This window comes from Streptomyces xinghaiensis S187 (genome assembly GCF_000220705.2).
GTDB classification, from domain to species: Bacteria; Actinomycetota; Actinomycetes; order Streptomycetales; family Streptomycetaceae; genus Streptomyces; species Streptomyces xinghaiensis.
The window spans coordinates 6,492,874-6,518,980 of sequence record NZ_CP023202.1; the positions used below are offsets into that span (position 1 = coordinate 6,492,874).

The following is a 26,107-nucleotide window of genomic DNA, read 5'->3' on the forward strand; positions in this document are numbered from 1 at the left end:
CACGGCCATCAAGGAGAGAGCCACGCATGAACCCCAACTCTGCCGGCGCGTCCGCGGACGCGGAGAAACCGGCCGGGCACCCCACCGCCGCCCCGCGCACAGACCCGGCGGACCGGCCCATGTCCCCCGTGGGGACGCCGCAGGCCCGGGTGGAGGGCCCCGCCAAGGTCACCGGAAGCGTGCGCTACGCGGCCGACGAGCCGATGGAGAACCTGGCCTTCGGCCATGTCGTCACCTCCACGGTGAGCCGGGGACGCATCGCCGGCATCGACGTCTCCGCCGCGGAGGGCATGCCCGGGGTGCGGGGCGTGATCGACCACCGCAACGCGCCCCGCCTCAACCCGGAGGCGGGATCGTTCTTCGGCCCCGACGGCGGCATGCACCTGCTGCAGAACGACGAGATCCCCTGCTCCGGCCGGCCGATCGCGCTGGTGGTGGCGGAGACGATCGAACAGGCCCGGGCGGCGGCCGCTGCGCTGCGGGTGACGTACGAGGAGGCACCGCACGACACCGGTTTCTCCCTCGACCACCCGGCCGCCCGGCCGGCGGTGTCGTTCTTCGGCGAGGACGCGACCATCGGCGATGTCGACGCGGAACTGGCCGCGAGCGCGGTGGTCGTCGATGAGCGCTACCACACGCCCCAGGAGCACGGCGCCGCCATGGAACCGCACTCCGCGACCGCCTGGTGGGAGGACGGACGTCTGCAGATCCTGGACTCCACCCAGGGGCCCTTCATGACCGCCATGACCGTGGCCACGCTGTTCTCCCTCGACCCGCAACAGGTGCGGGTCCGCGCCGCGCACGTGGGGGGCGGTTTCGGTTCCAAGTCGGCGGGCTGCGGTCCCCAGCTCGTCCTCGCGGCCATGGCCACGACGGTGCTCGGCCGTCCGGTACGGGTCACCCTCACCCGGAAACAGGTCTTCCAGGCGGTGTCGCCCAGACCGGCGACCGATCAGCGCATCCGCATCGGGGCCGGAACCGACGGCCGTCTCCGGGCACTCGACCACGCCGCGGCCTTCGAGGTCTCCAAGCTCGCGGAGTACCTCGAGAACTGCACCGAACTGTCCAACACCCTCTACGCGGCACCGGCGATCCGCACCCGGCGCACCGCGGTCCCGCTCGACATCCTGCCCCCGTACTCGGTACGCGGTCCCGGCGCGACACCCGGCTCGTTCGCGCTGGAATCCGCCATGGACGAGGTGGCCGAACGCCTCGGCATGGACCCCCTCGAACTCCGGCTGCGCAACGAGCCCACCGTGGGCCCCGTATCGGGCCTGCCGTTCAGCAACCGCAACCTCGTCCCGTGCCTGCGCGAGGGCGCCCGCCGGTTCGGCTGGGCCACGCGCGACCACCGCCCGCGCAGGCGGAGAGAGGGACGACTGCTGGTCGGCACCGGGCTCGCGGCCACGTCCTTCTCCGCGGGCGCCCTGCCCTCCTCGGCGTCGGTCACCGCCGAGACCGACGGAACCTTCACCGTGGCCGTCGGCGCCACCGACATCGGAACGGGCGCACGCACCGCGCTGACCGCGGTGGCGGCCGAGGCGCTGCACACCGGTCCCGAGCGGATACGGCTCGTCATCGCGGACAGCGACCTCGGACCGGCCTGGAGCGCCGGCGGATCCCGGGGGACGACGTCCTGGTCATGGGCGATCACCGAGGCCGCAGCGGAACTGCGCTCCCAACTGCGCGACGCCGCACTGCCGTTGACCATCACGGCCGACACCACCGCCTCACTCGGCAAGCTGCCCCCCATGGAACGGCACGCGTACAGCGCCGTGTTCTGCGAAACGACGGTCGACCCGGCCACGGGTGAAGTGCGCGTCCGGCGGCTGCTGGGCATGTTCGCGGTGGGCCGGGTGGTCAATCCGCTCCTGGCCCGCAGCCAGGTCATCGGCGGAATGATCACGGGACTGTCCATGGCCCTGCACGAAGAGGGCAGCCGTGACCCCGTCACGGGCCGGCACGTCAACGCCGACTTCGCCGGGTACCACATCGCCGCCTACGCCGACATCCCCGATATCGAAGCCGACTTCGTCCAGGACTACGAACCCGGCGACCCGTCGGGCATCAAAGGCGTAGGCGAGATCGGCACCGTGGGCACCGCGGCCGCGATCGCCAATGCCGTCTGGCACGCCACCGGCACCCGCCGGCGGTCCCTCCCGATCCGCCTGGACCGGGTCCTGGAGGAACACCCTCCGCGGTGAGCCCGCCGCACCGGCCGGCAGCCCGCGCGGCACCGGGCGCCCGCCGGATCCGTCCCGCCGCGCCCCTGCCAGGAGAGGAGTACAGGTGCTGCGCGAGATCTGGCCTTTCGCCGACGCCCATCACCGCGCGGGCCGGCCGGTGGTGCTCGCCCGGCTGGTGGGCCGCGACGGCCCCGGATCACGGCCACTCGGCGCCACCATGGCCGTCGCCGGGGACGGTACGTGGCGGGGCTCGCTGTCGGGCGGCTGCGTCGAGGGCATCGTCCTGGAGAAGGCCCGCGAGGTCCTGGCGGGAGCGGCGCCGCACGTGACGACCGTGTCGCCCGGGGAACACCTGCTGCCCTGGGAGGAAGCGCCCGCCTGCGCCGGTGACCTGCGGGTCCTGGTCGTGGCCGCGCCACCCGAGCCCGTCCACTCCGCGATCACCACGGCACTGGCCGAGGACCGTCCGCTCGCGGTCCGGGTCCAGCTGCGGCCGCCGTACACCTGGTCGGCGGCCGCCACCGTGAGCCGGCTGCCCGACGACGGCCCCGCCCACACGGAAGAGCTGGGGCAGCGGCCGCGGCTGCTGCTGGTCGGTGCCACCGACCTCGCAGCGGTACTCGCCGCTCTGGCCGCCCCGCTGCACCGCAAGACCGTCGTCCTCGACCCCCGGCCCGCCCATGTCGCCTCCGGAGCCTTCCCGGACCCCGTCACAGCCGTCCGCACCTGGCCCGACGAGTGGATCACCCGCCACCCGCTCGACGCCCACGACGCGGTCGTCGCGCTCAGCCACGACCCACGCATCGACGACCGCGCCCTCCGCGCCGCCCTGACCGGCCCGGCCGGATACGTCGCCGCCCTGGGCAGCCGGACCACCCATGCCCAACGCCTGCGGCGCCTGGCAGGCACCCCGGGGCTCGACCGCCTGCACGGGCCGGCCGGCCTCGACCTCGGCGGAACCTCCCTCGCCGAGAGCGCCCTGTCCATCCTCGCCGAGCTCGTCGCGGCCGGCAACGGACGCGGCGGACGGCCGCTCCGCGACGGTGACCTGCCCATCCGGGCCACCGCTCTCGCAGCGGACGCCTGAAGCAACGCGTTCAGGCAGATGCCCAGGGCCGCATCTTCCGCCAGGCGTCCAGCAGTTCGCGCTCGCGGCCCGCGCTGAGGCCCGCGCGGCGGGGCCGGTCCAGGCCCTGTTCGCGCTCCCAGCGCAGGGTGTCGGCCAGCAGTTCCGACCGGGGGCGGTGGCGGAGGCCCGCGGCGTGCGCCGCCGAGCCGTCTCGGTCCGACCAGCCCTCCCAGCCCTGCTCCACCAGCCACATCGGCAGGGACTCGTCCCCCATGTACTCGGCCACGCCGTTCGCGAGCAGCCATGCCGAGTCGGCCGTCACCACCGGGCCGGTGTGCCCACCGATGGTTCGGGACAGCTCGATCCACTCGCTGAACGGGCCGACCGGGCCGACGGCGTTGTACGTGCCGGTGGCCCCCGCCTCCGCGCTGTCGAGCAGCCATGCGGTGAGGTCCCTTACGTCAACTACCTGGGTGGGCAGGTCAGGTGTGCCGGGAACCAGCATCGGCCCGTGCGGATCGCGCGCGGCGCGGGCCGCCCAGTAGCCGGAGCGCCCGGTGTGGTCGCCCGGGCCGCCGATGAGACCGGAGCGCGCGATGAGCAGGCGGTCGCCCACGGCCGCCGCCGACGCCTGCTCGCAGGCGACCTTCGCCTCCCCGTACAGCGAGCGGTCCACCTCGCTCCGGTCGGTCGGGGCGAGAAGGGGCGCCGACTCGTCCGCCCCGGGGGTGCCGTGGGAGGCGTAGGCGTTGCAGGAGGAGACGTAGGTCCAGTGCCGGGCCCGGCCGCCCAGGGCTTCGAGCGCCTCGCGGACGAACCCCGGCTGCCAGGAGACCTCGACCACGGCGTCCCACGCGCGGTCGAGCAGCGGCTCGTACGCACCGGGTTCGCGCCGGTCGGCGGCCACCAGCCGCGCCCCGTCCGCGACTTCGCCGCTCTCGCCCCGCGCGAGGCACGTCACCCGGTGACCGCGCGCCAAAGCCAGCCGCGCCACCTCCCGGCCCACCCACGCCGTTCCACCCAGTACCAAGATCTCCATCCCGGTACTCAAGCACCGCGCGAGCGGGGCGCCCAGGGGGATTCGCTGACAGCGGATCGGGATCCGGTGGTCGCCGGAGAACGGAGCGGTCGCAGAGGGGCGGGCCAAGAACGGGAGCCCTGCCGCGCCAAGAGGCGTGCGGCAGGGCTCCCTCGCTCTCGCTGTGGTGCCGTCAGGCGGACGGGCCGGTGACCAGTCCGACGAAGGACGACCAGGCATCCGGGGACACGGTCAGTTCAGGACCGGTCAGGTTCTTGGAGTCCCGGACGTGGACGGTGTCCGTCATGGCGGCCACCTCCACGCACTCACCGCCCCCACCACTGCTGTAGCTGCTCTTGAACCAAGCAGACTCGGGGACGGCCGGCACGGTGTGTCGAATGGTCATCTCTCTCCCAGGAGGTTTTCCACGAGAGTCAGGGACTCGCGCGGATCGAGCGCCTGAGATCGGAGGATGCCATAGCGAGTCTCGAGTTCGCGGATCTTTGCCTGCTCCGTGTAGAGACGGCTGTCGTCCTGGACCTCGGTGTAGGCGATCCGCTGGCCCCGGGCCGTGTCGATCAAGTTGAACGGGCCACCCAGACCGGCATGGTCCTCTCGGTCGATCGGCATGACCTGGATCTCGACATTGCGGTGCTGCTTACCCATCCCAATGATGTGCTCCAGTTGGCCACGCAGAGTGTCACGGCCGCCGATGGGCCTGAGAAGTACCCACTCCTCGATGATGAAGCTGATCAGTGGTGCAGGCCGCCGGTTGTGGACCTCCTGCCGTGCCAGACGGGCAGCCAGACGCTGGTTGATCACGTCCTCCGTGAGCAGCGGGCGCTGCATCCGGAAAATCGCCTCCGCGTAGTCCTCGGTCTGCAGCAGGCCCGGCACGAGGTGGCTCGCGTAGATGTACAGCGCCGTGGCGCCCGCCTCAAGGCGCGCGGCATCCCGGAAGAAGCCCGGGTACTGGGCCCGTTCGACCTCCTCTTTCAGCGCCTTGAGGAGACCGCCTGCCCCCAGCACCTCGTCCGCCCTGTCGATGAACCTGGGCAGCGGGATGCGCCTGCCCTGCTCGAACGACGCGATGGAGGACGCGGAGTAGTTCGTGAGGGAGCCGAGCTGCGGGCGTTCCAGCCCCGCTCGTGTGCGCAGCAGCTTCAGCTGGCGGCCGAAGGCCGTCACGATGCCCGTTCCCGCCCCGTCGTCCCGGGGCTCGAAGTCGTCGGCTGCCGAGTGGCCTGGTGTCCGGTCCGCGGCCGTTGTCTCCTGTCGCTTCGGTCCCTCGCGCATGTCGTCCCCCTCGTGCATGTGCCCCCACCGTCCTTCCAGCCGGCCGTATGCTCAGCACTGCCCAACCGGACGTGCAGGGGGCGGGTAACGCCGCACATCGCGTACAACCTGGCCCCATGCTCGTACAGCGCGCACACCCCGCCCCTTCGACCCCGGCTGCTCCGCCCGGTCCTCTTGCACCGCGCGCGTACAGGTGAGCGGAAGGGGCGCGTCTTCGCTGGTCAGGTGCTGGTTCCAGCCGTCAGCGTGAAGGCATGACGAGCGAGACCGATCAGTGCGCAACCCAAGCCACCCACGGACGACTTCCCGCGAGCGCACCGGACCTGAGCCTGCGCTTCAGCTCCACCCAGCGCGGTGCGCGGCTGGCCCGCCGGCTGGCCGGGCAGTGGCTGGACGAGCGGGGCGTGCCGTACGGGAGCGATGCGCACGACGCCGTGACGCTGGTGGTGGCGGAGCTGTGTGCGAACGCCGTGCGGCACGGGCATGTCCCCGGGCGGGACTTCCGGCTCGGGATGGCCCTCGGCCCCGGTGGCGTACGGGCGGAGGTGACCGACACCCGGGCCGAGAGGCTGCCCGTACCGGTGCGGCCGGGGGAGGGAGACACGGTTGCGGAGTCGGGTCGTGGCCTGCTGCTGGTGGCGGCGCTGGCCGACCGGTGGGGCTGGGAGCCCCGGAGCGACGGCCCGGGGAAGACCGTCTGGGCGGAGTGCCGACTGCCCGGCCGCTGAAGGGCCGGGTGATGATCGTCCGCTTCCGCGAGGGCTGTAATCCACTGGGGCGCCCGTGATCGCCGTGGGAGGATTCCGCCGCAGTGTGGTCCGGTCAACTCATGCTGGAGGCGTGGATGTTCACGGTGTCCCTGGGCGGGGACGGCGCGGTGCTGGGTCCGCTGGAGCCGTGGCAGGCCGGGGAGTTCCTGGCCCACATGGACCGGGGGCGGGAGTTCATCGGCCAGTACATCGGGCTGGCCGACGTGGTCACGGACCTGGAGTCGAGCCGGGCGTACCTCCAGTCGTACGCAGAGAAGGCCGCCGCCGACACCGGGCGGCTCTACGGCATCCGGGTCGACGGCGGGCTGGTCGGCGGTGTGCTCTTCCGGACCTTCGACGTCCGGCACGGCACCGCCGAGGCGGGATGCTGGCTGGAGCCGTCGGCGGTGGGGCGGGGCCTGGTCACCCGGGCGGCGCGCGTCATCATCGACTGGGCCGTCGAGGAGCGGGGCATCCACCGCGTGGAGTGGTGGGCCGTGACGGGGAACGGACCCAGCATCGCCGTGGCCCGGCGGCTGGGGATGACGAGGGACGGCGTGCTGCGCCAGGGCTACCTGCGCCGGGGAAAGCGGTTCGACATGGAGATCTGGTCGGTGCTCGCGCCGGAGTGGCGGGCGAGCGGGCCCATGTCCGGTCACCGGGCTCCGGTCACCGGGCCCCGGCCCTGATCCCGGTGTGCCCGGGCCTTCGTGGTAGGACTCGAAGGGCGGTGTGAACGGCGGGGAGCGGGGGAGCTTGGTGCCAGTCGGATATCTGATCAGCGTGGCCGTCATCGCGGCTGGAACGCTCTGCGCGCTGGCGCCGCCGCGGCGGCCACGGCCACTCGCCGAGCTGAGCTTCCGCTGCGGACTGCTGCTCAACGAGGCGCCGGTCATCGGCGGTTGTTTTCTGGTGGCCTCGACGCTGCTGGCTTTCGCCCAGCGGGACATCGGAACTTCCGGCGCATGGGCGGTCGTTGGGGCGGCAGTCCTCACGGGCGCCGGTCTCGTGGTCATCGCGCGGCGCGGTCTGCGGGCCGCCCCGGTGCTGGAGCGGGCTCTCGCCGAAGGGCTGGGTCCGGACCGGCGGGCGGCCGCCGGTGCCGGGCCGGACGGGCGGCCCCGCCACCGCCGCCGGCTCGCCCGGGCCCTGCTCGCGCCGGTGTTCCCGCGCCGCCGGGACGTCGAACGGATTCCGAACCTCCGCTACGGCGATGCCGGGCGCCGGAACCTGCTCGACGTCTACCGCCACCGCTCCCGCCCGGCGGGCGGCCCGGTGCTGATCCATCTGCACGGCGGGGGATACCGGCAGGGCCGCAAGAACACCCAGTCGCTCCCCCTCCTGTACCGCCTCGCGAGCCGGGGCTGGGTCTGCGTGAGCGCCAACTACCGCTTGAAGCCGGCCGCGCGCCACCCCGACCATCTCGTCGATCTCAAGCGGGTGATCGCCTGGGTCCGTGCCCATGGACCGGAGTACGGCGCCGATCCGTCCCGGCTGTTCGTCGCGGGCAGTTCGGCCGGCGGGCACATGGCGGCCCTCGCCGCGCTGACCCCGAATGATCCCGCCTTCCAGCCGGGGTTCGAGGACGCCGACACCTCGGTCACCGCGGCCGTCTGCCTGAACGGCTACTTCGGCCCGTACTACGACGAGGACAGGTCCTCCTCCCCGGCCGGCCATGTCCGCGCGGACGCGCCGCCGTTCCTCATCGTCCACGGTGACCGGGACACGGTGGTGCCGGCGACGGAAGCCCGCCGCTTCGCCGAGACACTGCGCGCAGCCTCCGCCGCTCCCGTCGTCCACGCGGAACTCCCGGGCGCGCAGCACGCCTTCGACCTGTTCCCCTCGGCCCGGTTCGAGGCGGTGGTGGACGCGGTCGAGGTGTTCGCGGACCGGGTCCTGAAGGGGCGCTGAACGCCGGCCGGGATCCGGAGCACGACCCGGCCCGGCCACGGAGCGGCGCCGAGGAGCTGCCGGCCCAGGCGGTGGCCGAGGGGTGCCGGCCGCGGGGCCCGTCGCCGCGTCGAGCGTGCCCGGGCCCACCGCGCGGTCACGGCAGGCCCGGCGTCACCAGGGGATGACGCCGTCGTCCTCGAAGAACGAACCGGTCGGGCCGCCGTCGGGCAGGGTGGCGAGCCGGATCGCGGTGGCCGCGCCCTGCGCGGGGGTGCGGGGTCCGTTGAAGCCGGTGAAGTCGGTCGCGACCAGGCCCGGGCAGGCGGCGTTGATGAGGATGTCCGTGCCGGCGAACTGCCGGGCGTACTGCACGGTGACGGCGTTGAGGTACGACTTCGTCGGCGCGTAGGCCGCCATGACGGGGCCGACGTCGATGTCCGGGTCCGCCTGGCGGGTCAGGGAGCCGACGGAACTGGAGACGTTGACGATGCGGGGCGACGCCGAGCGGCGCAGCAGCGGCAGCATCGCGTTGGTGACCCGGATGACACCGATGACGTTGGTCTCCACGACCGTGCGGACCACGTCGAGGTCGAGCGCGGTGGGGTCCTGGCCCCAGCCCGGCCCCGTCGCCTCTCCCGAGATGCCGGCGTTGTTGACCAGGGCGTCCAGGTGCCCGGCCTGTTCTTCGACCAGTTCCGCGGCCTCGGTGACGCTCCGGTCGCCGGTCACGTCCAGCGGCACCCCGAACGCGTCCACCCCGGCCGCGCGCAGCTTCTCCACGGCGGACTCGCGCCGGGCGTCGTCGCGGGCTCCCACGCCCACGCGGTACCCGAGGGCGCCGAGCCCGTTCGCGATCTCGTATCCGATCCCCTTGTTCGCGCCGGTCACCAGCGCGATTTTCGTTTCGCTCATGTCCTCGATGCTCGCCCTCGGGCGACTTCCGCATCCAACACCGATACGGTGCACTGTCATACCCGGTGGGTATCACCGGCGTACCCTGGTGGCCATGGACGCCCTGGACACCCTGGAGACCCGCGAGCTGCGGTACTTCCTGGCCGTCGCCGAGGAACTGCACTTCGGCCGTGCCGCCGAGCGCCTCGGCATGGCCCAGCCACCGCTGTCCCGGGCGATCCAGCAGATGGAGCGGCGCCTCGGCGTCTCCCTGCTGGAGCGCAACCGCCGCGGTGTCGCCCTGACCGGCGCCGGAGAGGTCCTGCTGTACGAGGGCCGCGCCGCCCTCGACGCGGCCACCGCCGCCGCGCGCCGCACCCGTCGCGCCGGTGGCGCGGGCACCCCGGGCGGCGGCGCCCGCAACCGCCTGGTGCTGGCCGTGAAGGCCGCCGCCTCCCACGAGTTGCTGCAGAAGCTCCTCGCCGCCTACGCGGCCGAGCCCGGCGCCGCCGAGATCGAGGTGCTGCCCAGCGGTACGTGCGAGCAGGAGGAGATGCTGCGCGACGGCCGCGCCGACGTGGCGCTCATGCACAAGCCGTTCAACTCCCTCGCCGGGTTCGACAGCGAGGAACTTCTGACCGAGGGGCAGATCGCGATCGTGCCCGCCGGGCACCCCCTGGCCGCGCGCCGGACGCTGTCCCTGGCCGACGTCACCGACGTCCCCGGCCTTCCGCACGCCCGCTGGCCCCGCCGCGGCACGTACCCGCCCGGCCCGGGACCCGAGATCCACGACCAGACGCAGCTGGCCCAGCTGATCGCCCTCGGACGCACCATGGCCCTCTTCCCCGAGTCCGCCCGCGCCTGGCTGTGGGCCGAGCACGCCGCCGTCCCCGTCGTCGACGCGCCCCCCGTCGTCACCCACATCGCCTGGCCCGCGCACAGCCGCTCGCTCGCCCTCGCCGGGCTGGTCCGCATGGCCACACGGCTCTGACCCCCCTCCTGCACGGGCGTCTCCCCGCGGGGCCCACGCCGGCCGGCGGCTACCGGGCCGGTGTGCCGATGAGTTCGTCGGCGACCCACCGTGCGACACCGTCCGGGTAGGGCGACGGCAGTCCGAGGACGATGTGCCCGAAGCCGGCGCCGGCCGCCTCGGCGATCGCGTCCCGCGTGGCGGCGGGCCGGTCGTAGGAGACGGGCAGGTGGATCGAGCGGGTGATGGACGCGGGGTCGCGGCCGATGTCGGCGCAGTAGCGGTCCAGCAGCGCGCTGCGCCGGACGACTTCGTCGATGTCGCCACCCGGGATGTTCCACAGGTCGGCGTGCTCGGCGGCCACGCGCAGCGTCGCGGACGAGCGCCCGCCGATGAGGATCGGCGGATGGGGGCGCTGGACGGGTTTGGGGCTGCCGAACGCTCCGGTGAGCCGGTGGTGGGTGCCGTGGAAGTCGAACGGCTTCTCCTCCGTCCACAACTGCCGTATCAGCGTGCAGGCTTCGGCGAGGCTCTCCACGGCGTGCGCGGTGTCGTGGAAGGGCAGGCCGTGGGCCTCGTACTCGCGCCGGGCCGGGGGTTCGGGGCGCGAGCCGACGCCGATGCCGAAGTCGAGCCGTCCGCCGGAGACAATGTCCACGGTTGTGGCGATCTTGGCCAGCATGGCGGGCGGCCGGAACCGGTTGCTGGTCACCATGACGCCGAGCCGCAGCCGCCGGGTGCGGGCGGCGAGCGCCGAGAGCAGCGTCCAGCCCTCGTGGGCGGGCCCGTTGGGGTCGCCGCCGATCGGCATGAGGTGGTCGAACAGCCAGGCGTGCCCGATGGCCGGGATCGCGTCCGCCTCGCGCCAGACCCGCAGGATGTCGTGGTAGCCGACCTGCATGGGGGCGGTCATGATGCCGAAGCTGGGCGGGGGTGTGTGCGGCATGGAGGGTCAATCCTTTCGATGCCCGCGGCGCCGGGGCCGGGGCGCGGTGGCGGGATGCGATCCGGACGGGTGGAGGGGCGCGGCCCCGGTTGTGGAGCCGGTGGCGCCGCGGGTGCGGCGGGTGCGGCGTGTGCGGGCGACGAGCCGCCGCGGGCCGGGCCCGTATCGGCGAGTGCCCGGGGAGCCGGCGGGCGATCGCCGTCTCGCCGGGCACCCGCGCGATTACCCCGGATCCCGGAAAGCGGGAGAGCGGCTGTCTCCCGGGAGGTTCAGCGGCGCCGCAGCGACGCGTCGAGCAGCGAGGGCGGGGTGTCGAACTTCTCGTGCGGGGCGAGGTCCGTGCCCGGGGTGACGATGCCGTCGATCGCGTCGAGGACGTCGGCGGAGAGCACGGTGCCGGCCGCGGCGGTCTGCGTGTGCAGGTGGTCCAGGGTGCGGGGGCCGATGAGCGCGCTGGTCACGCCGGGGTGCGCGGTCACGAAGCCGAGGGCGAGCTGGATCATCGTCAGGCCGGCCTCGTCGGCGACCCCGGCCAGCCGCTCGACGGCGTCGAGCCTGGCCCGGTTGGCGGGGACGGTGAGGTCGAAGCGTTCCGGCATGACCGCCGAGCGGCTGGTCGTGACCTCCCGGCCCGCGCGGACCGCGCCCGTCAGCCAGCCCGAGGCGAGCGGGCTCCACGCCAGCACCCCGAGCCCGTACTGCTCGGTGACGGGCAGCACGTGGGTCTCGATACCGCGCTGGAGGATCGAGTAGCTGGGCTGCTCGGTGACGTACCGGCTCAGGCGGTGCTCGCGGGCGGCCCACTGCGCCTGCACGATGCGGTGGGCGGGGAAGGTCGAGGAGCCGAAGTAGCGGATCTTTCCGGCGCGTTGGAGGTCGGTGAGGGCCGACAGGGTCTCCTCGTCGCTGGTGTTCGGGTCCCACCGGTGGATCTGGTAGAGGTCGACGTGGTCGACACCGAGGCGGCGCAGGCTGTCGTCCAGCGCGGTGACCAGCCAGCGGCGCGAACTGCCCTGGTGGTTGCGCTCCTCGCTCATCGGCATGTTTGCCTTCGTGGCCAGCACGATGTCGTCGCGGCGGCCGGCGATGGCCTTGCCGACCATCTCCTCCGACTCGCCCCTGCTGTACATGTCGGCGGTGTCGATGAGGTTGATCCCCGCCTCCAGGGCGGCGTCGACGATGGCGGTGGCCTCGTCCTGGCTGGTGCGCCCGATGGCGCCGAAGTTCATCGCGCCGAGCGCGAGGGTGCTGACCTGGACACCGGTGCGGCCCAAGGTGCGGTACTGCATGGGAGGGTCTCCTCGTTACGGGTGGGGTGTGCGGTGGCGTGGCGGCATGTCACGGCCGGCACCGCACGGCACGGCTTGGTGGCGGGCCCGTGCTCTGGCATCATGAGCAAACGGAACCTCGTTCCGGAACGACGATACGGAACAGTGTTCCGCTTTGGCAAGCGTGATGGGGAACGTGATGGGGAAAGGGAGCGGCGCCCGTGAAAGGCAGCGGTGAGTGCGCGGGGCGTGCGGCCCAGCCCAAACGGGCGGACGCCCGGCGCAACCGGGAGGCTCTGCTCGACGCGGCCGCCGCGGTCTTCGTCAGATCGGGCGTGGAGGCGCCGGTGCGCGACATCGCGGCCGAGGCGGGCGTCGGGGTGGGGACGATCTACCGCCACTTCCCGAAGCGGGCGGATCTCATCATCGGTGTCTTCCGGCACCAGGTCGAAGCCTGCGCCGAGGCCGGCCCGGCCCTGCTGGCGGCCGGTCCGACCCCTTATGCGGCGCTGGGGAAGTGGATTGACCTCTTTGTCGACTTCCTGGTCACCAAGCACGGGCTCGCCGCTGTGCTGCAGTCCGACCACGCCGGATTCGGGACGCTGCACGATTACTTCCTCGACCGCCTCGTGCCCGTGTGCACCGAACTGCTCGATGCCGCAGCCGAGTCCGGTGAGATCCGGTCCGACGTGAAGGCCCTCGACCTCATGCGCGGCGTCGGCAACCTCTGTGTCGGCGCGGACGACCCCCGCTACGACGCGCGCCGCATGGTCGAGCTCCTCATCGCGGGGCTGCGCCGGCCGCGCTGAAGCCCGGCCGGGCCCCGAGGGCGAGAGCCCTGCCGCGGGCACACGCCCGGCAGGGCCCCTCCGTCCCGTGCAGGCTCAGGAAGCCCGCTCGGCGCCCGCCCCGTCGTTCGCCGGAAGGGACTCCCAGATCTCGATCAGCTCCTTGGCGAGGTCCGGGTGGCCGGCCGCCAGGATCGGGGAGCCGAAGGTGAAGTCGCGGCCCTCCGCGCCCAGGACGGTCAGGCCGTTCCGGCGCAGGAGCGTGACGCCCGCGGCCACGTCCCAGGGGGCGGGGCCGAAGCAGACGCAGGCGTCGAGCCAGCCCTCGGCCACCGCGGCCAGGTCCAGGCTCATGCAGCCGTGCATCCGCACCCGGTACGCGACGCCGCCCAGCAGGCCGGAGAGGAAGGTGCCGGACCGGGAGCGGGGCGATCCGGTGCCCGTGACGGAGACGATGGCCCGGGAGACCTCGCGCACCCCGGACGGTTCCGTGGCCGGGGCGCTGCGCGGGCCGACGGTCCAGCGGCGGTGCAGGGCCGGGGCGTGGAGCACGCCCACGGACGGGGTCCCGGCCTCCGCGTAGGCGAGGGAGACGGCGTGCAGGGGCGCGCCCCGGGTGTAGTTCATGGTGCCGTCGATGGGGTCCAGCAGCCAGCAGCGCTCCGGGAGCGGGCCGCCCTCGGCGGACTCCTCGCCGATGACGGGGATGTCCGGGGTGCGCTCGCGCAGCACGCGGGTCACCCGACGTTCGACCTCGACGTCGGCGTCCGTGACCTCCTCGCCGGACTCCTTGAATCTCTTCTCGGACCACTCGTCCCCGGCTCGCACGAGCCATGCGACTCCCGCCTCGACGGCTTCCTCGGCGACAGCCTGCAGGTCGTGGTGCTCGTTCACGTCGGTCCAGGGCCTTTCCGGCAGAGTTCCCCATCGGGCTTCGGTGCGGCCCCGCCTCCCGGCGGGCCGCCGGCGGTGCGGGCGCGGGCGCCGCCGTACAGCCGTAACCGTATCGGGCGGCGGGCCCGCGCCCGTACGGCGAGTGGCGCGGTGCGGAGCGGAGGGGGCCGGACGGGGCGGGGGAGTGGGGCCGTCCGGCGGGCGGCCCGAGCACCACGCTCGAGGTCCGGCGGGAGCCGGAACGCGAGGGCCCGGCCGAGCCGCGGCCCGGTCCGGGCATCCGGGGTGCCCGGACACCGGACCCGGCACTCGCCCGTGGGAGGGGCCCGGGCGGCCCTCCGCCGTGCGGACGTTCGGCCCTGTGCGGCCTTGTCCGGTTCCGGTTGGCTGGAGGGGTATCGAGGAGGTACGTGATGCAGAAGATGACCGTGAACTTCCTGGACGGGGAGTCCTACTCGGTCGCGGTGCGCGGCCACGAGTTCACCGTGGACCAGCCCCTGGACGCCGGGGGCGACGACCTCGGCCCCACCCCCGTCGAGTTGTTCACCGCCTCGCTGGCCACCTGCGTCGGCTACTACGCCGGCCGCTATCTGGCCCGGCACGGGCTGCCGCGCGAGGGACTGCGGGTGGAGACGGAGTTCGCGCTGGCCGGGGACCGCCCGGCGCGGGTCGGGGAGGTGCGGATGCGCCTCGTCGTCCCCGGGGAACTGCCCGAGCAGCGCCGCAAGGCACTGGCGGCCGTCGTCAACCACTGCACCGTGCACAACTCGATCCGGCAGCCGCCGCACGTCGTGATCGACGTGGACTGAGACCCGGCCGGCCGGGCGGTGGCGCCCCCGGCCACCCGGCCGGCCGGGCGCGGGCCAGGGCACCACCGGGTATCCGCCCCGGTGGTGCCCTGGTGTTCGTTCCAGCCGGCGGGCTCCTGGAGGGAGACGTGTGCGCCTCAGCGGTCGTGCAGCACCTTTGGGCGGGTCACAGGGACGACGGTGAGCAGGTCGCCGAGTCCCTTGAAGTCGTCGGGGTTGGTGGTGAAGAGAGGGAGGTCCTCGGCGACGGCGATCGAGGCGATCATCAAGTCGGCCACCCGGCGGCGGGGTTTGCGGCCGGCTCCGATCACAGCCGCGCACACTCGGCCGTAGATGCGGGCGGCTTCCGCGTCGAAGGGGATGGGGTCGAACTCGTTCTCGGCCCGCTGCAGGACATCGAGACGGCGGGCGCGCTCGGCGTACTCGTCGTAGTCGTCCTGCTCCTCGTTCCGCCGCACCTCGTGGGGCCCCGCTGAGAGTTCCGCCAGGGTGATCGCGCTGATCGCCACCTCTGCGGGGAGTTCTTCCGGGTCCACCCATCTGCGCAGGATCATGATGTTCGTATCGAGCAGACCCTGCTGGTACTCAGCGGGCATAGGGGTCGTCCGCCTCCTGCTCGGCGGTGGCGGACTGGTCCGACCGGAAGGCGTCCAGGGAGATGTCGGGGGCGGTGTGCGACATCGCGGCGAACTCACCTCGGGGCACGAAGCGTCTGCGTCGACGCAGGGGGATCAGTTCGCCGATCCGGTTTCCGTCCCGTGTGACGGTAAAGGACTGTCCGTTCTGGACGGCGTCCATGATTTCTCTCGACCGGTTGCGCAGGTCGCGCTGGGTGATCTCGTGCTGGGCTGACACAACCCGCATATTAGCCGGTGGTGCTACATCGTGCTACCTCGTGGCACGGCACTGGTTGCGTCTGCCACGTCATCGCGCCTGTGCGAAGCGCAAGCGCCTGCTCGCGGGCGGCGAGAACTGTCTGGCCGGACCGGCACCACCGAGTTGCTCCGGCCGGACGGCATTCTCCTTCTTTCGCCGGACGCGCACCCGGGTATCTGTGTTCCCGAACCGCGCCGCGATCACCGCGGACCACCGTCGGACGCCCCGCGCGCCGTGCACCCGACCCGCCGAAGACACCGAAACCCCTCACGACTCCCGGCAGCATGCGCAGGCGATCCACCGCCGATGTACGCGGTGAAGGCAACAGAAGACGAGGTGCTGTGATGAGCGGACCGGTCAGTACGGTCGACGCCCCCGTGACCCGGGCCGATACCGGCCACCCCGAGGCGCCGTGCGTGGAGATCAGCGACAGCCGCGAGGCGACGGTCGGGACGACCCGGGTGCGCCGCGCGCTGCCGCGCCGGGGCCGCCGCACCGTCGGCGCCTGGTGCTTCGCCGACCACATGGGCCCGGCCGACGTCACCGAGAACAGCGGCCTGGACATCGGACCGCACCCCCACATCGGCCTGCAGACCGTCACCTGGGTCACCGACGGGCAGGTGCTGCACCGCGACAGCCTCGGCTCCGAACAGGTCATCAAACCCGGACAGCTCAACCTGATGACCGCCGGCGGCGGCGTCTCGCACGCCGAGGAGGCCACCGGCCACTACCGCGGCACCCTGGAAGGCATCCAGCTGTGGGTGGCCCTGCCGGAGGCCACCCGGCACGGGCCCGCCGCTTTCGAGCACCACGCCGGGCTGCCGCAGGCCGACCTCGACGGGGGCGCGGGCACGGCCACCGTGCTGATCGGGGACTTCGGCGGCGCCGTCAGCCCCGCCCGGCGCGACACCCCCCTGGTCGGCGTCGACCTCGACCTGCGCGCCTCCGCCACCGTGCCGCTGCGCACCGGCTTCGAGTACGCCCTGGTGGTCCTCGAAGGAGCCGTCGCCGTGCACGGGAAGCCGCTGCACCCGGGCCGGCTGGGCTACCTCGGCGAGGGCCGCGGCGAACTCCGGCTGGAGGTGCGCGAGCCGGCCCGCGCGATGCTCCTGGGCGGCACGCCGTTCGAGGAGCCGATTCTGATGTGGTGGAACTTCGTGGGCCGCACCCGGGCGGAGATCGACGCCGCCCACGCGTCGTGGCAGCGGCAGGGCGACCGGTTCGGCCGCGTGGAGTCCGCGCTGCCGCGGATCCCTGCCGCCGCCCCGCACTGGCAGCGGGCCGGAGGGGAGCGGTGAGCGGCTCCCGGCAGCGGACCGGCCGGCGGCATCGGAGGAGCACCGCATGAGCACCGCTGTCCGCGACAACCCCGCCGGGAACCGCTACGAGATCCACGAGGGTGAACGGCTGGCCGGTTTCTCCGCCTACCGGCTCACCGGCCGGAGGATCGCCTTCACCCACACCGAGACGCTGCCGGAGTTCCGGGGACGCGGCCTGGCCGGGCGGCTGGTCGCCGGACAACTCGACGACGCCCGCCGCCGCGGACTCGCCGTCCTGCCGTTCTGTCCCTACGTCAGGCAATACATCGCCGAGCACGCCGACGCCTACCTCGGTCTCGTCCCCACAACGGATCGCGCCCGGTTCGGCCTGCCCCACCCGGAGACGGCATAACGCCGAACGCCGCCGGCGCGGACGGCTCCGCTCTCCGGGGCGCGGCCCACGCCCCGGCCGCCTGCGCTCCACGGGCCTCGTGCCGTGTCCTCGCCGCCTGGCCGCGCCGGATCGGGTCCGGGCGCGGCAGGCTCGAGCGTCAGCCGGCCGGCCCGGTGTCGTTCACCTCCGCCGCGATGTGCTCGCCCCAGGCCCGTATCTGCTCGCGGTCGCGGAAGTCGCCGCCCCTGCCGTCCGCGACGAGGCGGCGGGTGAGGAAGCCGTCGGAGTCCTCCGGGAGCCGGCCGCCGAAGGTCATGTGGCCGCGGGCGTGCACCCGTTCGGCGATCCGGGCCACCGCTTTCGGCGGCGGGATCTCGCCCTCGGAGGCGGAGGGGTCGAGCGGGCCGCTGCTGAAGAGCCAGACGGGGCGCCGGTCGAGTTCCCTGCGGTTCCGGCGGGCGAAACGGGCCGCGTCCTTCTGCCAGCGGCCGGCGTAGAGGCCGCCGCCGATCACCACGGCGTCGTACGGTTCGAGGTCCTGGACGCCGGAGGCCGGGAGGACGACGACGTCGATCTTCCGGGCGCGCAGCACGTCCCCGATCCACTGGGCGATGTCGGCGGTGGAACCGTGCTTGCTTCCGTAGGTGACGAGTACGCGCTGTGCTGTGAGCATGTGTGTTCACCGTCCTTCTGTTCCCGTGGTGTTGGGCCCTGCCAATGGGCTAGGGCCGCCGGGCGGGGCCGGCCGTCAGAACCTGCGGAGCCAGCCGTCGGCGAGGCCGTGCAGGGCCGGTTCCACCGGGCGGATCTTCGCGTCGTCGTAGCGGTGGGTGAGATGGCTGACCACGCTCACCACCCCGTCCACCTGCCCGGCCATGTGCTCGGCGATCGGCACCTCGCTGCGCCGTTCCAGACAACCCTCCAGGACGACCACGCCGCCCACGACCGTGACGCCGATGGCGTGCGGGGGCAGCCACAGGGCGCCGACCAGCACCTCGTCGATGATCTCCCGGCGGATGTCTGCGTCCGGCCGCAGGAAGACCTGGAGCAGGTCCCGCCGGGTGACGATGCCGACCAGCCGGTCCTCCTCGTCCACCACCGGCAGCCGCTCCACCTGGTGCCGCACCATGGTGCGGGCCGCGTGCGCGATGGAGTCCAGGGCGCGGACGGTGACGGCCGGCGAGGTCATCAGTTCCCCCGCCGTGGGCGCGCGGCCGTCCTCCCCGGCGGCCCGCCGTGCGGTGTGGCCGAGGCGGGGCAGGCGCAGTCCGCCGGTTCCGGCCCCGGCCCCCGCCCCGGCCCCCGCCCCGGCCCCCGCCCCGGGCCCCGCCTGGGGCCCCGTCTTCCGGCCGCCGGCTCCGTCCCGGCCCGGCCGACCGCCCATCAGGTCGGAGACGGAGATCACCCCGATGACCTTCTCGTCGTCGTCCACCACCGGCATTCCGCTGATCCCGTGCTCGTCCAGCCGCGTCACGACGTCCTTGAAGGGGGTGGCGGCGACTGCGCGGACCACGTCGATCGTCATCACGGTGCCGACCTTGCGGTGCTTCATGGTTCTCTCCTCCTCGGGGCGGCGGGGCTCAGCGCAGCCGGCGCAGATAGGGGTCGCGCGCCTGCCGGGGCAGCAGGCGGATACGGACGTCGAGTGCGGTGACGCCGTCGGGCCGGGCGACGACCGGGTTGAGGTCGGCCTCGGCGAGCTGCGGCAGGTCGCACGCCATCCGCGAGACCCGCAGCAGCAGTTGTTCGAGCCCTTCGAGGTCGACCGGGCCGCCGCCGCGGTAGCCGAAGAGCAGCGGCGCGGAGCGCGGCGCGGTGATCAGGTCGTGCACGTCGCGGTCGGTCAGCGGCGCCAGCCGTGCCGCGTGGTCGGCCAGCAGTTCGGTGGCGGTGCCGCCGAGGCCGAAGAGCACCAGCGGCCCGAAGACCTGGTCCTGGACGACTCCGGCGACCAACTCGGTGCCGCGCTCCGCCATCGGCTGGACCAGCACCCCGGTCATCACCTCCCCGAAGCGCCCGGCCAGCGAGCGGTACGCCTGCCGCACCTTCTCCTCGCCGGCCAGGTCGAGGAGCACCGCGCCCTCGTCGGTCTTGTGCACCAGGCCGGGCCAGTACGCCTTCAGCACGACGCGGCCCTCCGGCCCGGGGGCGAGGCGGGCGGCGGCGTCGACCGCGCCCTGCTCGTCCTCGGCCCAGGCCCAGGGGAGCTGCGGGATGCGGTAGTGGTCCAGCAGTTCGGCGCTGCGGCGCGGGTCGAGCCAGCCGCCGTCCGGGTGCTCGGCGAGGAAGGCGTCCACGAGTGCGCGGGCGCCGTCGGTGTCGGTGCCGTGCAGTTCGGGGAAGGTGCCCGTCGGCCGGGCCAGGAACCGGGCCCGCTCCGCGGCGTGAGCCAGGGCGCGGGCGGCGGCCTGCGGGTCCGCGTACGCGGGGACGGCGGCGCCGCCCCGGGTGTGCAGCAGCCGCACGGACTCGGCCTGGTCCAGCAGGACCGCCGCGACCGTGCGGGGCCGCCGGCGCTCCGGGGCCGCGTGGGTGAGGGCCCGCAGCGGGTCGTCGCCCGTGGCCGCGGCCAGCGCGGTGGGGACGAGGGCGAGCAGCACCGCGTCCACGGCCTCGTGTGCGGACAGCCGGTCCAGGACGGCGCTCAGCGACTGGTCGCCGACGGCCGCGGTGGCGTCCACGGGGTTCGTCGCGCTCGCGCCCGGCGGCAGCCACTCCAGCAGCTCCTCGACCAGGTCCGTGGGAAGCTCCGGCACGCTCAGGCCCGCCTCGACGCAGGCGTCGGCGGCGAGGACGCCCGCGCCGCCCGCGTTCGACACCACGGCCACCCGCGACCCGGTGGGCAGCGGCTGGGCGTGCAACAGGGCGGCGGTGTCGAGGAGTTCGCCGACCGTGCGGGTGGCGATGATCCCGGCCTGGGTGAAGAGGGCCTGCCGGGTCATGGTCGGCGTCGCGGCCGCGGCGGTGTGCGAGGCGGCGGCGCGGCGGCCGGCGTCGGAGCGGCCCGCGTCGACGGTCAGCAGCGGCATCTTCCGGGTGACCCGGCGGGCGGTGCGGGAGAAGGCGCGCGGGTTGCCGAAGGACTCCAGGTGCAGCAGGGCCAGGTCGGTGCGGCCGTCCTCCTCCCACCACTGCAGCAGGTCGTTGCCGCTGACGTCGTACTTGTCGCCGAGCGAGACGAAGCTGGAGACGCCGACGCCGAGCCGGGACAGCCCGCCCAGCAGCGCGATGCCGACCCCGCCGGACTGCACGGCGACCCCGGCGGTGCCCGGCAGCGGCCGGTGCGCGGCGAAGGTGGCGTCCAGCCGCACGGGCTCCTCGGTGTTGGCGATGCCCAGGCAGTTCGGGCCGACGAGCCGCATCCCGTAGCGGCGGACGGTCACCAGCAGCGCCTCCGCCTCGGCGTCGTCCAGCCCGGAGGTCAGCACCACCAGGGCGCGGACCCCGGACTTGCCGCACTCCTCGGCCACTTGGGGCACGGCGCGCGCCGGGACGGCGAGCACGGCCAGCTCCGGCGGCTCGGGAATCGTCGTCACGGACGGGTAGCACGGGGTGTGTTCGATGGTGTGGACGTGCGGGTTGACGGCGTGCAGCGCGCCGGTGAAGCCGGCCCGGCGGATGTTGCGCAGCACGGCGCGGCCCACGGAGCCGGGCTTGGTGCCCGCCCCGACGACGGCGATGGAACGGGGCCGCAGCAGCGGCCGCAGGCTGGCGGCGTCGGCGGTCCGGCCGCGCTCGTCGCAGGCGGCCAGGTAGCGCTCGTCCGGTTCCAGGCCGACGGTGCAGTGCACCTCGGAGTTCTCGAACCGGCGGGCGGTGCTCAGGCCGAGGTCGGCGAAGACCTTCAGCATCGCGTGGTTGTCGGCGAGGGCGTCGGCGGTGAACGTGGCGACACCGTTCGCGCGGGCCGCGTGCACCAGGTGCTCCAGCAGCAGGGTGCCGACGCCGCGGTGGTGGAAGTCGTCGGCGACGGCCAGGGCGACTTCCGCCGTGGCGGGGTCGGCGGGGCCGGTCTCGTACTCGGCGACGCCCACGATCTGGTCCTCGCAGAAGGCGATCAGCGGCAGGAAGCCGGGGCGCGGTGGACCGCAGAACCGTTCGGCGGCCATCCGCCCGGACAGCCGGCTCGCGCCGAAGAAGCGCAACCGCAGGTTCTCCGGCGACATCTCCTCGTACAGCCACAGCACCTGGTGGATGTCCTCCGGGCGCGCCTGGCGGATCTCCACCGTCCTGCCGTCGGCCAGCAGTGCGTGCGTCATCTCGGCGCGGTGCGCGATGTCCGTCGTCATGGTGTCCACTCCCCTGGGGCCCGCTCGGCTTCCCTCCAGCATCCGGCGGTGCCGGGACGCCCGCAGGGGCTGGTGGGGGCACGGCGGCAGGGCCGTTCGGCCCCGGTGCGCCGCCGCCGGCCGGGCCGCCCGGAACCCGTCCCGGGGCCCGCCCCGCGAGCAGGGCCGAACGGCCTCACCGGGCCCGGGCCGCTCGGTCCCCGAACCGCCCCCGGGCAGGGGCCGTACGGCGTGCCCGGGGACTCCCGTCGGCCCTGTCCGGGGGGAGGGCCCCGGCCGGAGGATGGACACCGATGAGAGGCGCCCGCAGGGACACCCCCCGAGCGGCGCCGCGAAGACATGCGGAGGCAGTGATGACGGTGGTGACACCGACCGGCACAGAGGCGCCCGGAGCGGCGTGGCGCGGGTTCACGGGCGAGCACTGGCGCCGCCGGGTGGACGTCCGGGGCTTCATCCAGGCCAACTACACCCCCTACGAGGGGGACGGAGCCTTCCTGACCGGCCCGACGACGCGCACCCGCACCGTCTGGGAGAAGGTCAGCGGCCTCTTCCCGGAGGAGCGCCGCAAGGGGATCCTCGACGTCGACACGGCGGTCCCCTCCACGATCACCTCGCACGCGCCCGGCTACATCGACCGCGACCGCGAACTGATCGTCGGCCTGCAGACCGACGCCCCGCTCAAGCGGGCGATCATGCCGAACGGCGGGCTGCGGATGGTCGAGAACGGGCTGCGCGCCTACGGCTACGAACCCGACCCGTTCGTCACCAAGGTCTTCGGCACCTACCGCAAGACCCACAACGCGGGCGTCTTCGACGCCTACACCCCCGAGATGCGCCGGGCCCGCAAGGCCGGCATCATCACCGGCCTGCCCGACTCCTACGGGCGCGGCCGGATCATCGGCGACTACCGGCGCGTCGCGCTCTACGGCACCGCGATCCTGGTCAAGGAGAAGAAGGCCGAGCGCTCCCTGCTCGACCACCGGCCCTCCACCCCGGACGTCATCCGGGACCGCGAGGAACTCGCCGAGCAGATCCGGGCCCTGGGCGAACTGGAGGAGATGGCCGCCGGCTACGGCTGCGACGTCACCCGCCCCGCCGCCACCGCCCACGAGGCCGTGCAGTGGCTCTACCTGGGCTACCTGGCGGCGGTGAAGGAGCAGAACGGCGCCGCGATGTCCCTCGGCCGCACCTCCACCTTCCTCGACGTCTACCTCGAACGGGACCTCGCCGAGGGCCGCATCGACGAGGCCCGCGCCCAGGAACTCATCGACGACTTCGTCATCAAGCTGCGGATCGTGCGCTTCCTGCGCACCCCCGAGTACGACGCGCTGTTCTCCGGCGACCCCACCTGGGTCACCGAGGCCATCGGCGGCATCGGCCGGGACGGGCGCCCGCTCGTCACCCGCACCTCCTTCCGCTACCTGCAGACCCTCTACAACCTCGGCCCGGCCCCCGAGCCCAACCTCACCGTGCTCTGGTCGCCGCGCCTGCCCGAGGGCTTCAAGACGTTCTGCGCCCAGGTCTCCATCGACACCAGCTCCCTGCAGTACGAGTCGGACGAGCTGCTGCGCCCCTGCACCGGCGACGACACCGCCATCGCCTGCTGCGTCTCCGCGATGACGGTCGGCGAGCAGATGCAGTTCTTCGGCGCCCGCGTCAACCTCGCCAAGGCCATGCTCTACGCCATCAACGGCGGCCGCGACGAGATGACGGGCGAGCAGATCGCCCCCGAGTCCGAGCCGCTGACCGGCGACTACCTGGACTACGACGAGCTGTACAAGGCGTACGACCGGACGCTGGACTGGCTGGCCGCCACCTACGTGGACGCGCTCAACGTCATCCACTACATGCACGACAAGTACGCCTACGAGCGCCTGGAGATGGCGCTCCACGACCACCCCGTGCACCGCACGATGGCCTGCGGCATCGCCGGCCTGTCCGTCGCCACCGACAGCCTGTCCGCGGTGAAGCACTCCCGGGTGAAGGTCGTCCGCAACGCCGACGGGCTGGCCGTCGACTACGAGGTCGAGGGCGAGTACCCGGCCTACGGCAACAACGACGACCGCGCCGACGCCATCGCCGCGGACCTCGTCCGCTCCTTCATGGAGAAGGTGCGCCTCCACCCCACCTACCGGGACGCCGAGCACACCCAGTCGGTGCTCACCATCACCTCCAACGTGGTGTACGGCAAGCACACCGGCAACACCCCGGACGGCCGCCGCGCCGGACAGCCCTTCGCCCCCGGCGCCAACCCGATGAACGGCCGCGACAAGCACGGCATGGCCGCCTCGGCCCTCTCCGTCGCCAAGATCCCCTACGAGGCGGCGCGGGACGGCATCTCCCTGACCTCCACGGTCACCCCGGAGGGCCTGGGCCACGACCCGGCCGAACGGGCGGGGAACCTGGCGGGAATCCTCGACGCCTACACCGCGTCCGGCGGCTTCCACATGAACGTCAACGTCCTCGACCGGGCCACCCTCGAAGACGCGATGGAACACCCGGAGAACTACCCCGAGCTGACCATCCGCGTCTCCGGATACGCCGTCAACTTCGTAAGGCTCACCCGCGAGCAGCAGCTCGACGTCATCAGCCGCACCTTCCACGGGGCGATGTGAGCACCGTGAGCAGCATGGGCCGGATTCACTCCTGGGACCTGTCCACCGGTGTGGACGGGCCCGGGACCCGGTTCGTCCTCTTCGTGAACGGCTGCCCGCTGCGCTGCCTCTACTGCGCCAACCCGGACACCTGGCGCATGCGCGACGGGCGGCTGGTCACCGCCGACGAGGTCGTGGAGCAGATCGACAAGCACCGGGCGTTCATCACCGCCGCCCGCGGCGGGGTGACCGTCACCGGGGGCGAGCCGCTGCTCCAGCCGGCCTTCACCGGCGAGATCCTGCGCCGCAGCAAGGAACGCGGACTCCACACCGCCCTGGACACCTCGGGGCTGCTCGGATCCCGCGCCTCCGACGAGATGCTCGCGGACACGGATCTGGTGCTGCTCGACATCAAGGCGTTCGACGTCGGCACCTACCGCAGCCTGACCGGCGGCCGGCTGGCCCCCACCCTCAACTTCGCCACCCGGCTGGACCGGCTCGGCGTCCCGGTGTGGGTCCGCTACGTCCTCGTCCCCGGCTGGACCGACGACAAGACTGCCGTCGACGGGCTGGGGGAGTTCCTCTCCGGGCTCGGCAACGTCGACCGGGTCGACGTGCTGCCGTTCCACAAGATGGGCGCCGGCAAGTACGAGGCCCTCGGCATCCCGTTCCCGCTCCGGGACAACCCGGTGCCGGACCGCGAGCTCACCGACCGGGTGCGGGAGCAGTTCCGCGAGCACGGGCTGCGGGCGCTCTGACGGAGAGGGAGAGGGGACGGACCGGGGAGGCGGGCGGCGGCGGGACCCGGCGCTGAGCAGTCAGCGGCCAGCAGCCAGCAGTGAGCAGTGAGCAGTACCAGCGGAACACAGCAAGTCCACAGCAGGACAAGGAAGTCAGGGAAGGACTCGTCATGACAACCCGTCGCGTGGTCGTCGGTGTGGACGGCTCGCTCCTCGCCGTACGGGCGCTGGACCGGGCCGCGGAAGAGGCGGCGCTGCGCGGCGCCGCCCTGGAGATCGGCTACGCGGTGCCCGATCCCGACGAGGCCGGGCCGGTCCTGCAGACCGCCGTCTCGCGGGCCCGGGTCCGCCACCCCGGGCTCGAGGTCACCGCCGTCCCCCTCACCGGCGAGCCGGCCCGCGCCCTCGCCGACCTGGGCCGGGACGCGGCCCTCACCGTCGTCGGCAGCCGCGGCTTCGGCGGCTTCGCCGGGCTGCTGCTCGGCTCCGTCAGCCTGCGGCTCGCCGCGTACACGGAGAGCCCGCTGCTCGTCGTCCGGCGGGACGCCCACCCGGCCGAGTACGGCGAGGTGCTGCTCGGCATCGAGAGCGACGAGGACGCCGACGCCTCGGCGTACGCCTTCGAGGAGGCCGAGCGCCGCCACGCCCGGCTGCGCATCGTGCACGCCTGGACCTACCGCTACTCGGCGCCCGACGCCCTGGTCCCCGTGCCCGCCACCTCCGTGCAGGAGGACATCAACCGGCAGGCCGCCGCCGAGGAGGCCGTGCCCGGCTTCGCCGTGGCGGGGCTGCGGGAGAAGCACCCGCGGGTCGGCATCGAGACCCGCACGGTCCGCTCCGGCCCGGTGCACGCCCTGCTGAACGCGACCCGCACGGCCGATGTTGTCGTCATAGCCTCCCACCGCCGCCCCGGCGAGGGCCGGTACGGCTTCCAACTCGGCCATGTGACAAGGGCGTTGCTGCACCACGCGCACTGCTCGGTGGTCGTGGTCCCGAGCCCCGCCGAGGAGAGCTGACCGGACGCGAACGAGGGGGCCGGGTACTCCCGGCCCCGGGAACCCGGGAGGGGGCGGGCCGTTCCGCGCTCCTCCGCACCACCCACATCACCCGGCCGGCGGAACCGGGCGGCGGCCGGGGACTGCGCCCTCACGGGGCGGGTACCCGCCGCGGCCCGGAGG

Annotated in this window: 25 protein-coding genes; 13 read left to right on the plus strand and 12 right to left on the minus strand. The window is 73.5% G+C overall.

Annotated features, from left to right (window positions below):
- Positions 1 to 26 precede the first annotated feature (26 nt).
- Entirely contained in the window at positions 27 to 2,204 is a 2,178-nt protein-coding gene (locus SXIN_RS27785) for a xanthine dehydrogenase family protein molybdopterin-binding subunit (RefSeq protein WP_019708635.1), read from the plus strand.
- Between the two features lie 85 nt (positions 2,205 to 2,289).
- Positions 2,290 to 3,273: an XdhC family protein gene (locus tag SXIN_RS27790; protein ID WP_019708634.1), complete on the plus strand. Its 984-nt coding sequence runs from the start codon at positions 2,290 to 2,292 to the stop codon at positions 3,271 to 3,273.
- 10 nt (positions 3,274 to 3,283) lie between these two features.
- On the opposite strand, the gene SXIN_RS27795 is transcribed toward SXIN_RS27790, so the two are convergent.
- From SXIN_RS27795 to SXIN_RS27805, 3 genes are all read right to left on the minus strand, one after another.
- Positions 3,284 to 4,294: an NAD-dependent epimerase/dehydratase family protein gene (locus SXIN_RS27795; RefSeq protein WP_039821128.1), complete on the minus strand. Its 1,011-nt coding sequence runs from the start codon at positions 4,292 to 4,294 to the stop codon at positions 3,284 to 3,286.
- Between the two features lie 172 nt (positions 4,295 to 4,466).
- Positions 4,467 to 4,679: a DUF397 domain-containing protein gene (locus tag SXIN_RS27800; protein WP_095757703.1), complete on the minus strand. Its 213-nt coding sequence runs from the start codon at positions 4,677 to 4,679 to the stop codon at positions 4,467 to 4,469.
- The gene (locus SXIN_RS27805; RefSeq protein WP_019708631.1) at positions 4,676 to 5,587 is read right to left on the minus strand and encodes a helix-turn-helix domain-containing protein; all 912 of its coding nucleotides are present in this window, start codon (positions 5,585 to 5,587) and stop codon (positions 4,676 to 4,678) included. Before SXIN_RS27805 ends, SXIN_RS27800 begins: the two co-directional genes overlap by 4 nt.
- Before the next feature lie 236 nt (positions 5,588 to 5,823).
- Between SXIN_RS27805 and SXIN_RS27810 the strand changes: the two genes are divergently transcribed.
- From SXIN_RS27810 to SXIN_RS27820, 3 genes are all read left to right on the plus strand, one after another.
- Positions 5,824 to 6,297, plus strand: coding sequence for an ATP-binding protein (locus SXIN_RS27810; RefSeq protein WP_019708630.1), 474 nt, complete (start codon positions 5,824 to 5,826; stop codon positions 6,295 to 6,297).
- A gap of 116 nt (positions 6,298 to 6,413) precedes the next feature.
- Positions 6,414 to 7,007, plus strand: a complete 594-nt coding sequence (locus tag SXIN_RS27815; protein ID WP_050930782.1) for a GNAT family N-acetyltransferase — start codon at positions 6,414 to 6,416, stop codon at positions 7,005 to 7,007.
- Positions 7,008 to 7,077: 70 nt separating this feature from the next.
- Positions 7,078 to 8,229 carry an alpha/beta hydrolase gene (locus tag SXIN_RS27820; protein WP_095757704.1) on the plus strand — a complete coding sequence of 384 codons (1,152 nt, stop codon included), beginning with the start codon at positions 7,078 to 7,080 and terminating at the stop codon, positions 8,227 to 8,229.
- A 153-nt stretch (positions 8,230 to 8,382) separates the two neighbouring features.
- Here SXIN_RS27820 and SXIN_RS27825 read toward each other — a convergent pair whose 3' ends face one another.
- Positions 8,383 to 9,123, minus strand: a complete 741-nt coding sequence (locus SXIN_RS27825) for an SDR family oxidoreductase (protein ID WP_019708628.1) — start codon at positions 9,121 to 9,123, stop codon at positions 8,383 to 8,385.
- Positions 9,124 to 9,217: 94 nt separating this feature from the next.
- Between SXIN_RS27825 and SXIN_RS27830 the strand changes: the two genes are divergently transcribed.
- Positions 9,218 to 10,093, plus strand: coding sequence for a LysR family transcriptional regulator (locus SXIN_RS27830; protein ID WP_192883637.1), 876 nt, complete (start codon positions 9,218 to 9,220; stop codon positions 10,091 to 10,093).
- A 49-nt stretch (positions 10,094 to 10,142) separates the two neighbouring features.
- Here the strand turns inward: SXIN_RS27830 and SXIN_RS27835 are convergent, their stop codons facing one another.
- Together SXIN_RS27835 and SXIN_RS27840 are read right to left on the minus strand one after the other, a co-directional pair.
- Positions 10,143 to 11,018, minus strand: a complete 876-nt coding sequence (locus SXIN_RS27835; RefSeq protein ID WP_019708626.1) for an LLM class flavin-dependent oxidoreductase — start codon at positions 11,016 to 11,018, stop codon at positions 10,143 to 10,145.
- Between the two features lie 269 nt (positions 11,019 to 11,287).
- On the minus strand, positions 11,288 to 12,307 hold the full coding sequence (locus tag SXIN_RS27840; protein WP_019708625.1) for an aldo/keto reductase: 1,020 nt from the start codon (positions 12,305 to 12,307) through the stop codon (positions 11,288 to 11,290).
- Positions 12,308 to 12,507: 200 nt separating this feature from the next.
- On the opposite strand from SXIN_RS27840, the gene SXIN_RS27845 reads away from it, so the two are divergent.
- On the plus strand, positions 12,508 to 13,095 hold the full coding sequence (locus tag SXIN_RS27845; protein WP_019708624.1) for a TetR/AcrR family transcriptional regulator: 588 nt from the start codon (positions 12,508 to 12,510) through the stop codon (positions 13,093 to 13,095).
- Positions 13,096 to 13,170: 75 nt separating this feature from the next.
- Here the strand turns inward: SXIN_RS27845 and SXIN_RS27850 are convergent, their stop codons facing one another.
- Positions 13,171 to 13,968, minus strand: a complete 798-nt coding sequence (locus tag SXIN_RS27850; protein ID WP_019708623.1) for an inositol monophosphatase family protein — start codon at positions 13,966 to 13,968, stop codon at positions 13,171 to 13,173.
- Positions 13,969 to 14,381: 413 nt separating this feature from the next.
- Here SXIN_RS27850 and SXIN_RS27855 point away from each other — a divergent pair, with 413 nt between their 5' ends.
- Positions 14,382 to 14,777, plus strand: coding sequence for an OsmC family protein (locus tag SXIN_RS27855; protein ID WP_019708622.1), 396 nt, complete (start codon positions 14,382 to 14,384; stop codon positions 14,775 to 14,777).
- 137 nt (positions 14,778 to 14,914) lie between these two features.
- Here the strand turns inward: SXIN_RS27855 and SXIN_RS27860 are convergent, their stop codons facing one another.
- Positions 14,915 to 15,373, minus strand: a complete 459-nt coding sequence (locus SXIN_RS27860; protein WP_019708621.1) for a type II toxin-antitoxin system VapC family toxin — start codon at positions 15,371 to 15,373, stop codon at positions 14,915 to 14,917.
- The gene (locus tag SXIN_RS27865) at positions 15,363 to 15,632 is read right to left on the minus strand and encodes a type II toxin-antitoxin system Phd/YefM family antitoxin (protein WP_019708620.1); all 270 of its coding nucleotides are present in this window, start codon (positions 15,630 to 15,632) and stop codon (positions 15,363 to 15,365) included. Before SXIN_RS27865 ends, SXIN_RS27860 begins: the two co-directional genes overlap by 11 nt.
- Positions 15,633 to 15,997: 365 nt before the next feature.
- On the opposite strand from SXIN_RS27865, the gene SXIN_RS27870 reads away from it, so the two are divergent.
- Together SXIN_RS27870 and SXIN_RS27875 are read left to right on the plus strand one after the other, a co-directional pair.
- Complete coding sequence (locus SXIN_RS27870; protein ID WP_019708619.1) at positions 15,998 to 16,951, plus strand: pirin family protein; 954 nt, start codon at positions 15,998 to 16,000, stop codon at positions 16,949 to 16,951.
- A 46-nt stretch (positions 16,952 to 16,997) separates the two neighbouring features.
- Positions 16,998 to 17,324 carry a GNAT family N-acetyltransferase gene (locus tag SXIN_RS27875; RefSeq protein WP_019708618.1) on the plus strand — a complete coding sequence of 109 codons (327 nt, stop codon included), beginning with the start codon at positions 16,998 to 17,000 and terminating at the stop codon, positions 17,322 to 17,324.
- Positions 17,325 to 17,463: 139 nt separating this feature from the next.
- On the opposite strand, the gene SXIN_RS27880 is transcribed toward SXIN_RS27875, so the two are convergent.
- The 3 genes from SXIN_RS27880 to SXIN_RS27890 form a co-directional block, all read right to left on the minus strand.
- Positions 17,464 to 17,979, minus strand: a complete 516-nt coding sequence (locus tag SXIN_RS27880; RefSeq protein WP_095757705.1) for a flavodoxin domain-containing protein — start codon at positions 17,977 to 17,979, stop codon at positions 17,464 to 17,466.
- A 75-nt stretch (positions 17,980 to 18,054) separates the two neighbouring features.
- Positions 18,055 to 18,858, minus strand: a complete 804-nt coding sequence (locus tag SXIN_RS27885; RefSeq protein ID WP_095757706.1) for a CBS domain-containing protein — start codon at positions 18,856 to 18,858, stop codon at positions 18,055 to 18,057.
- Positions 18,859 to 18,886: 28 nt separating this feature from the next.
- Positions 18,887 to 21,595, minus strand: a complete 2,709-nt coding sequence (locus SXIN_RS27890; protein ID WP_095758228.1) for a bifunctional acetate--CoA ligase family protein/GNAT family N-acetyltransferase — start codon at positions 21,593 to 21,595, stop codon at positions 18,887 to 18,889.
- 353 nt (positions 21,596 to 21,948) lie between these two features.
- On the opposite strand from SXIN_RS27890, the gene pflB reads away from it, so the two are divergent.
- From pflB to SXIN_RS27905, 3 genes are all read left to right on the plus strand, one after another.
- Complete coding sequence (gene pflB / locus SXIN_RS27895) at positions 21,949 to 24,210, plus strand: formate C-acetyltransferase (RefSeq protein WP_019708616.1); 2,262 nt, start codon at positions 21,949 to 21,951, stop codon at positions 24,208 to 24,210.
- Between the two features lie 14 nt (positions 24,211 to 24,224).
- Positions 24,225 to 24,947, plus strand: a complete 723-nt coding sequence (pflA, locus tag SXIN_RS27900) for a pyruvate formate-lyase-activating protein (RefSeq protein WP_019708615.1) — start codon at positions 24,225 to 24,227, stop codon at positions 24,945 to 24,947.
- Between the two features lie 152 nt (positions 24,948 to 25,099).
- The gene (locus SXIN_RS27905; protein WP_192883638.1) at positions 25,100 to 25,945 is read left to right on the plus strand and encodes a universal stress protein; all 846 of its coding nucleotides are present in this window, start codon (positions 25,100 to 25,102) and stop codon (positions 25,943 to 25,945) included.
- Positions 25,946 to 26,107: the final 162 nt, after the last annotated feature.

Bases quoted from the DNA above. Each gene is read 5' to 3' on its own strand.
- SXIN_RS27785 (WP_019708635.1), top strand. From the start codon at position 27: ATGAACCCCAACTCTGCCGGCGCGTCCGCGGACGCGGAGAAACCGGCC.
- SXIN_RS27795 (WP_039821128.1), bottom strand. From the start codon at position 4,294: ATGGAGATCTTGGTACTGGGTGGAACGGCGTGGGTGGGCCGGGAGGTG.
- SXIN_RS27800 (WP_095757703.1), bottom strand. From the start codon at position 4,679: ATGACCATTCGACACACCGTGCCGGCCGTCCCCGAGTCTGCTTGGTTC.
- SXIN_RS27805 (WP_019708631.1), bottom strand. From the start codon at position 5,587: ATGCACGAGGGGGACGACATGCGCGAGGGACCGAAGCGACAGGAGACA.
- SXIN_RS27810 (WP_019708630.1), top strand. From the start codon at position 5,824: ATGACGAGCGAGACCGATCAGTGCGCAACCCAAGCCACCCACGGACGA.
- SXIN_RS27815 (WP_050930782.1), top strand. From the start codon at position 6,414: ATGTTCACGGTGTCCCTGGGCGGGGACGGCGCGGTGCTGGGTCCGCTG.
- SXIN_RS27825 (WP_019708628.1), bottom strand. From the start codon at position 9,123: ATGAGCGAAACGAAAATCGCGCTGGTGACCGGCGCGAACAAGGGGATC.
- SXIN_RS27830 (WP_192883637.1), top strand. From the start codon at position 9,218: ATGGACGCCCTGGACACCCTGGAGACCCGCGAGCTGCGGTACTTCCTG.
- SXIN_RS27835 (WP_019708626.1), bottom strand. From the start codon at position 11,018: ATGCCGCACACACCCCCGCCCAGCTTCGGCATCATGACCGCCCCCATG.
- SXIN_RS27840 (WP_019708625.1), bottom strand. From the start codon at position 12,307: ATGCAGTACCGCACCTTGGGCCGCACCGGTGTCCAGGTCAGCACCCTC.
- SXIN_RS27855 (WP_019708622.1), top strand. From the start codon at position 14,382: ATGCAGAAGATGACCGTGAACTTCCTGGACGGGGAGTCCTACTCGGTC.
- SXIN_RS27860 (WP_019708621.1), bottom strand. From the start codon at position 15,373: ATGCCCGCTGAGTACCAGCAGGGTCTGCTCGATACGAACATCATGATC.
- SXIN_RS27870 (WP_019708619.1), top strand. From the start codon at position 15,998: ATGAGCGGACCGGTCAGTACGGTCGACGCCCCCGTGACCCGGGCCGAT.
- SXIN_RS27875 (WP_019708618.1), top strand. From the start codon at position 16,998: ATGAGCACCGCTGTCCGCGACAACCCCGCCGGGAACCGCTACGAGATC.
- SXIN_RS27880 (WP_095757705.1), bottom strand. From the start codon at position 17,979: ATGCTCACAGCACAGCGCGTACTCGTCACCTACGGAAGCAAGCACGGT.
- SXIN_RS27885 (WP_095757706.1), bottom strand. From the start codon at position 18,858: ATGAAGCACCGCAAGGTCGGCACCGTGATGACGATCGACGTGGTCCGC.
- SXIN_RS27890 (WP_095758228.1), bottom strand. From the start codon at position 21,595: ATGACGACGGACATCGCGCACCGCGCCGAGATGACGCACGCACTGCTG.
- pflB (WP_019708616.1), top strand. From the start codon at position 21,949: ATGACGGTGGTGACACCGACCGGCACAGAGGCGCCCGGAGCGGCGTGG.
- pflA (WP_019708615.1), top strand. From the start codon at position 24,225: ATGGGCCGGATTCACTCCTGGGACCTGTCCACCGGTGTGGACGGGCCC.
- SXIN_RS27905 (WP_192883638.1), top strand. From the start codon at position 25,100: ATGACAACCCGTCGCGTGGTCGTCGGTGTGGACGGCTCGCTCCTCGCC.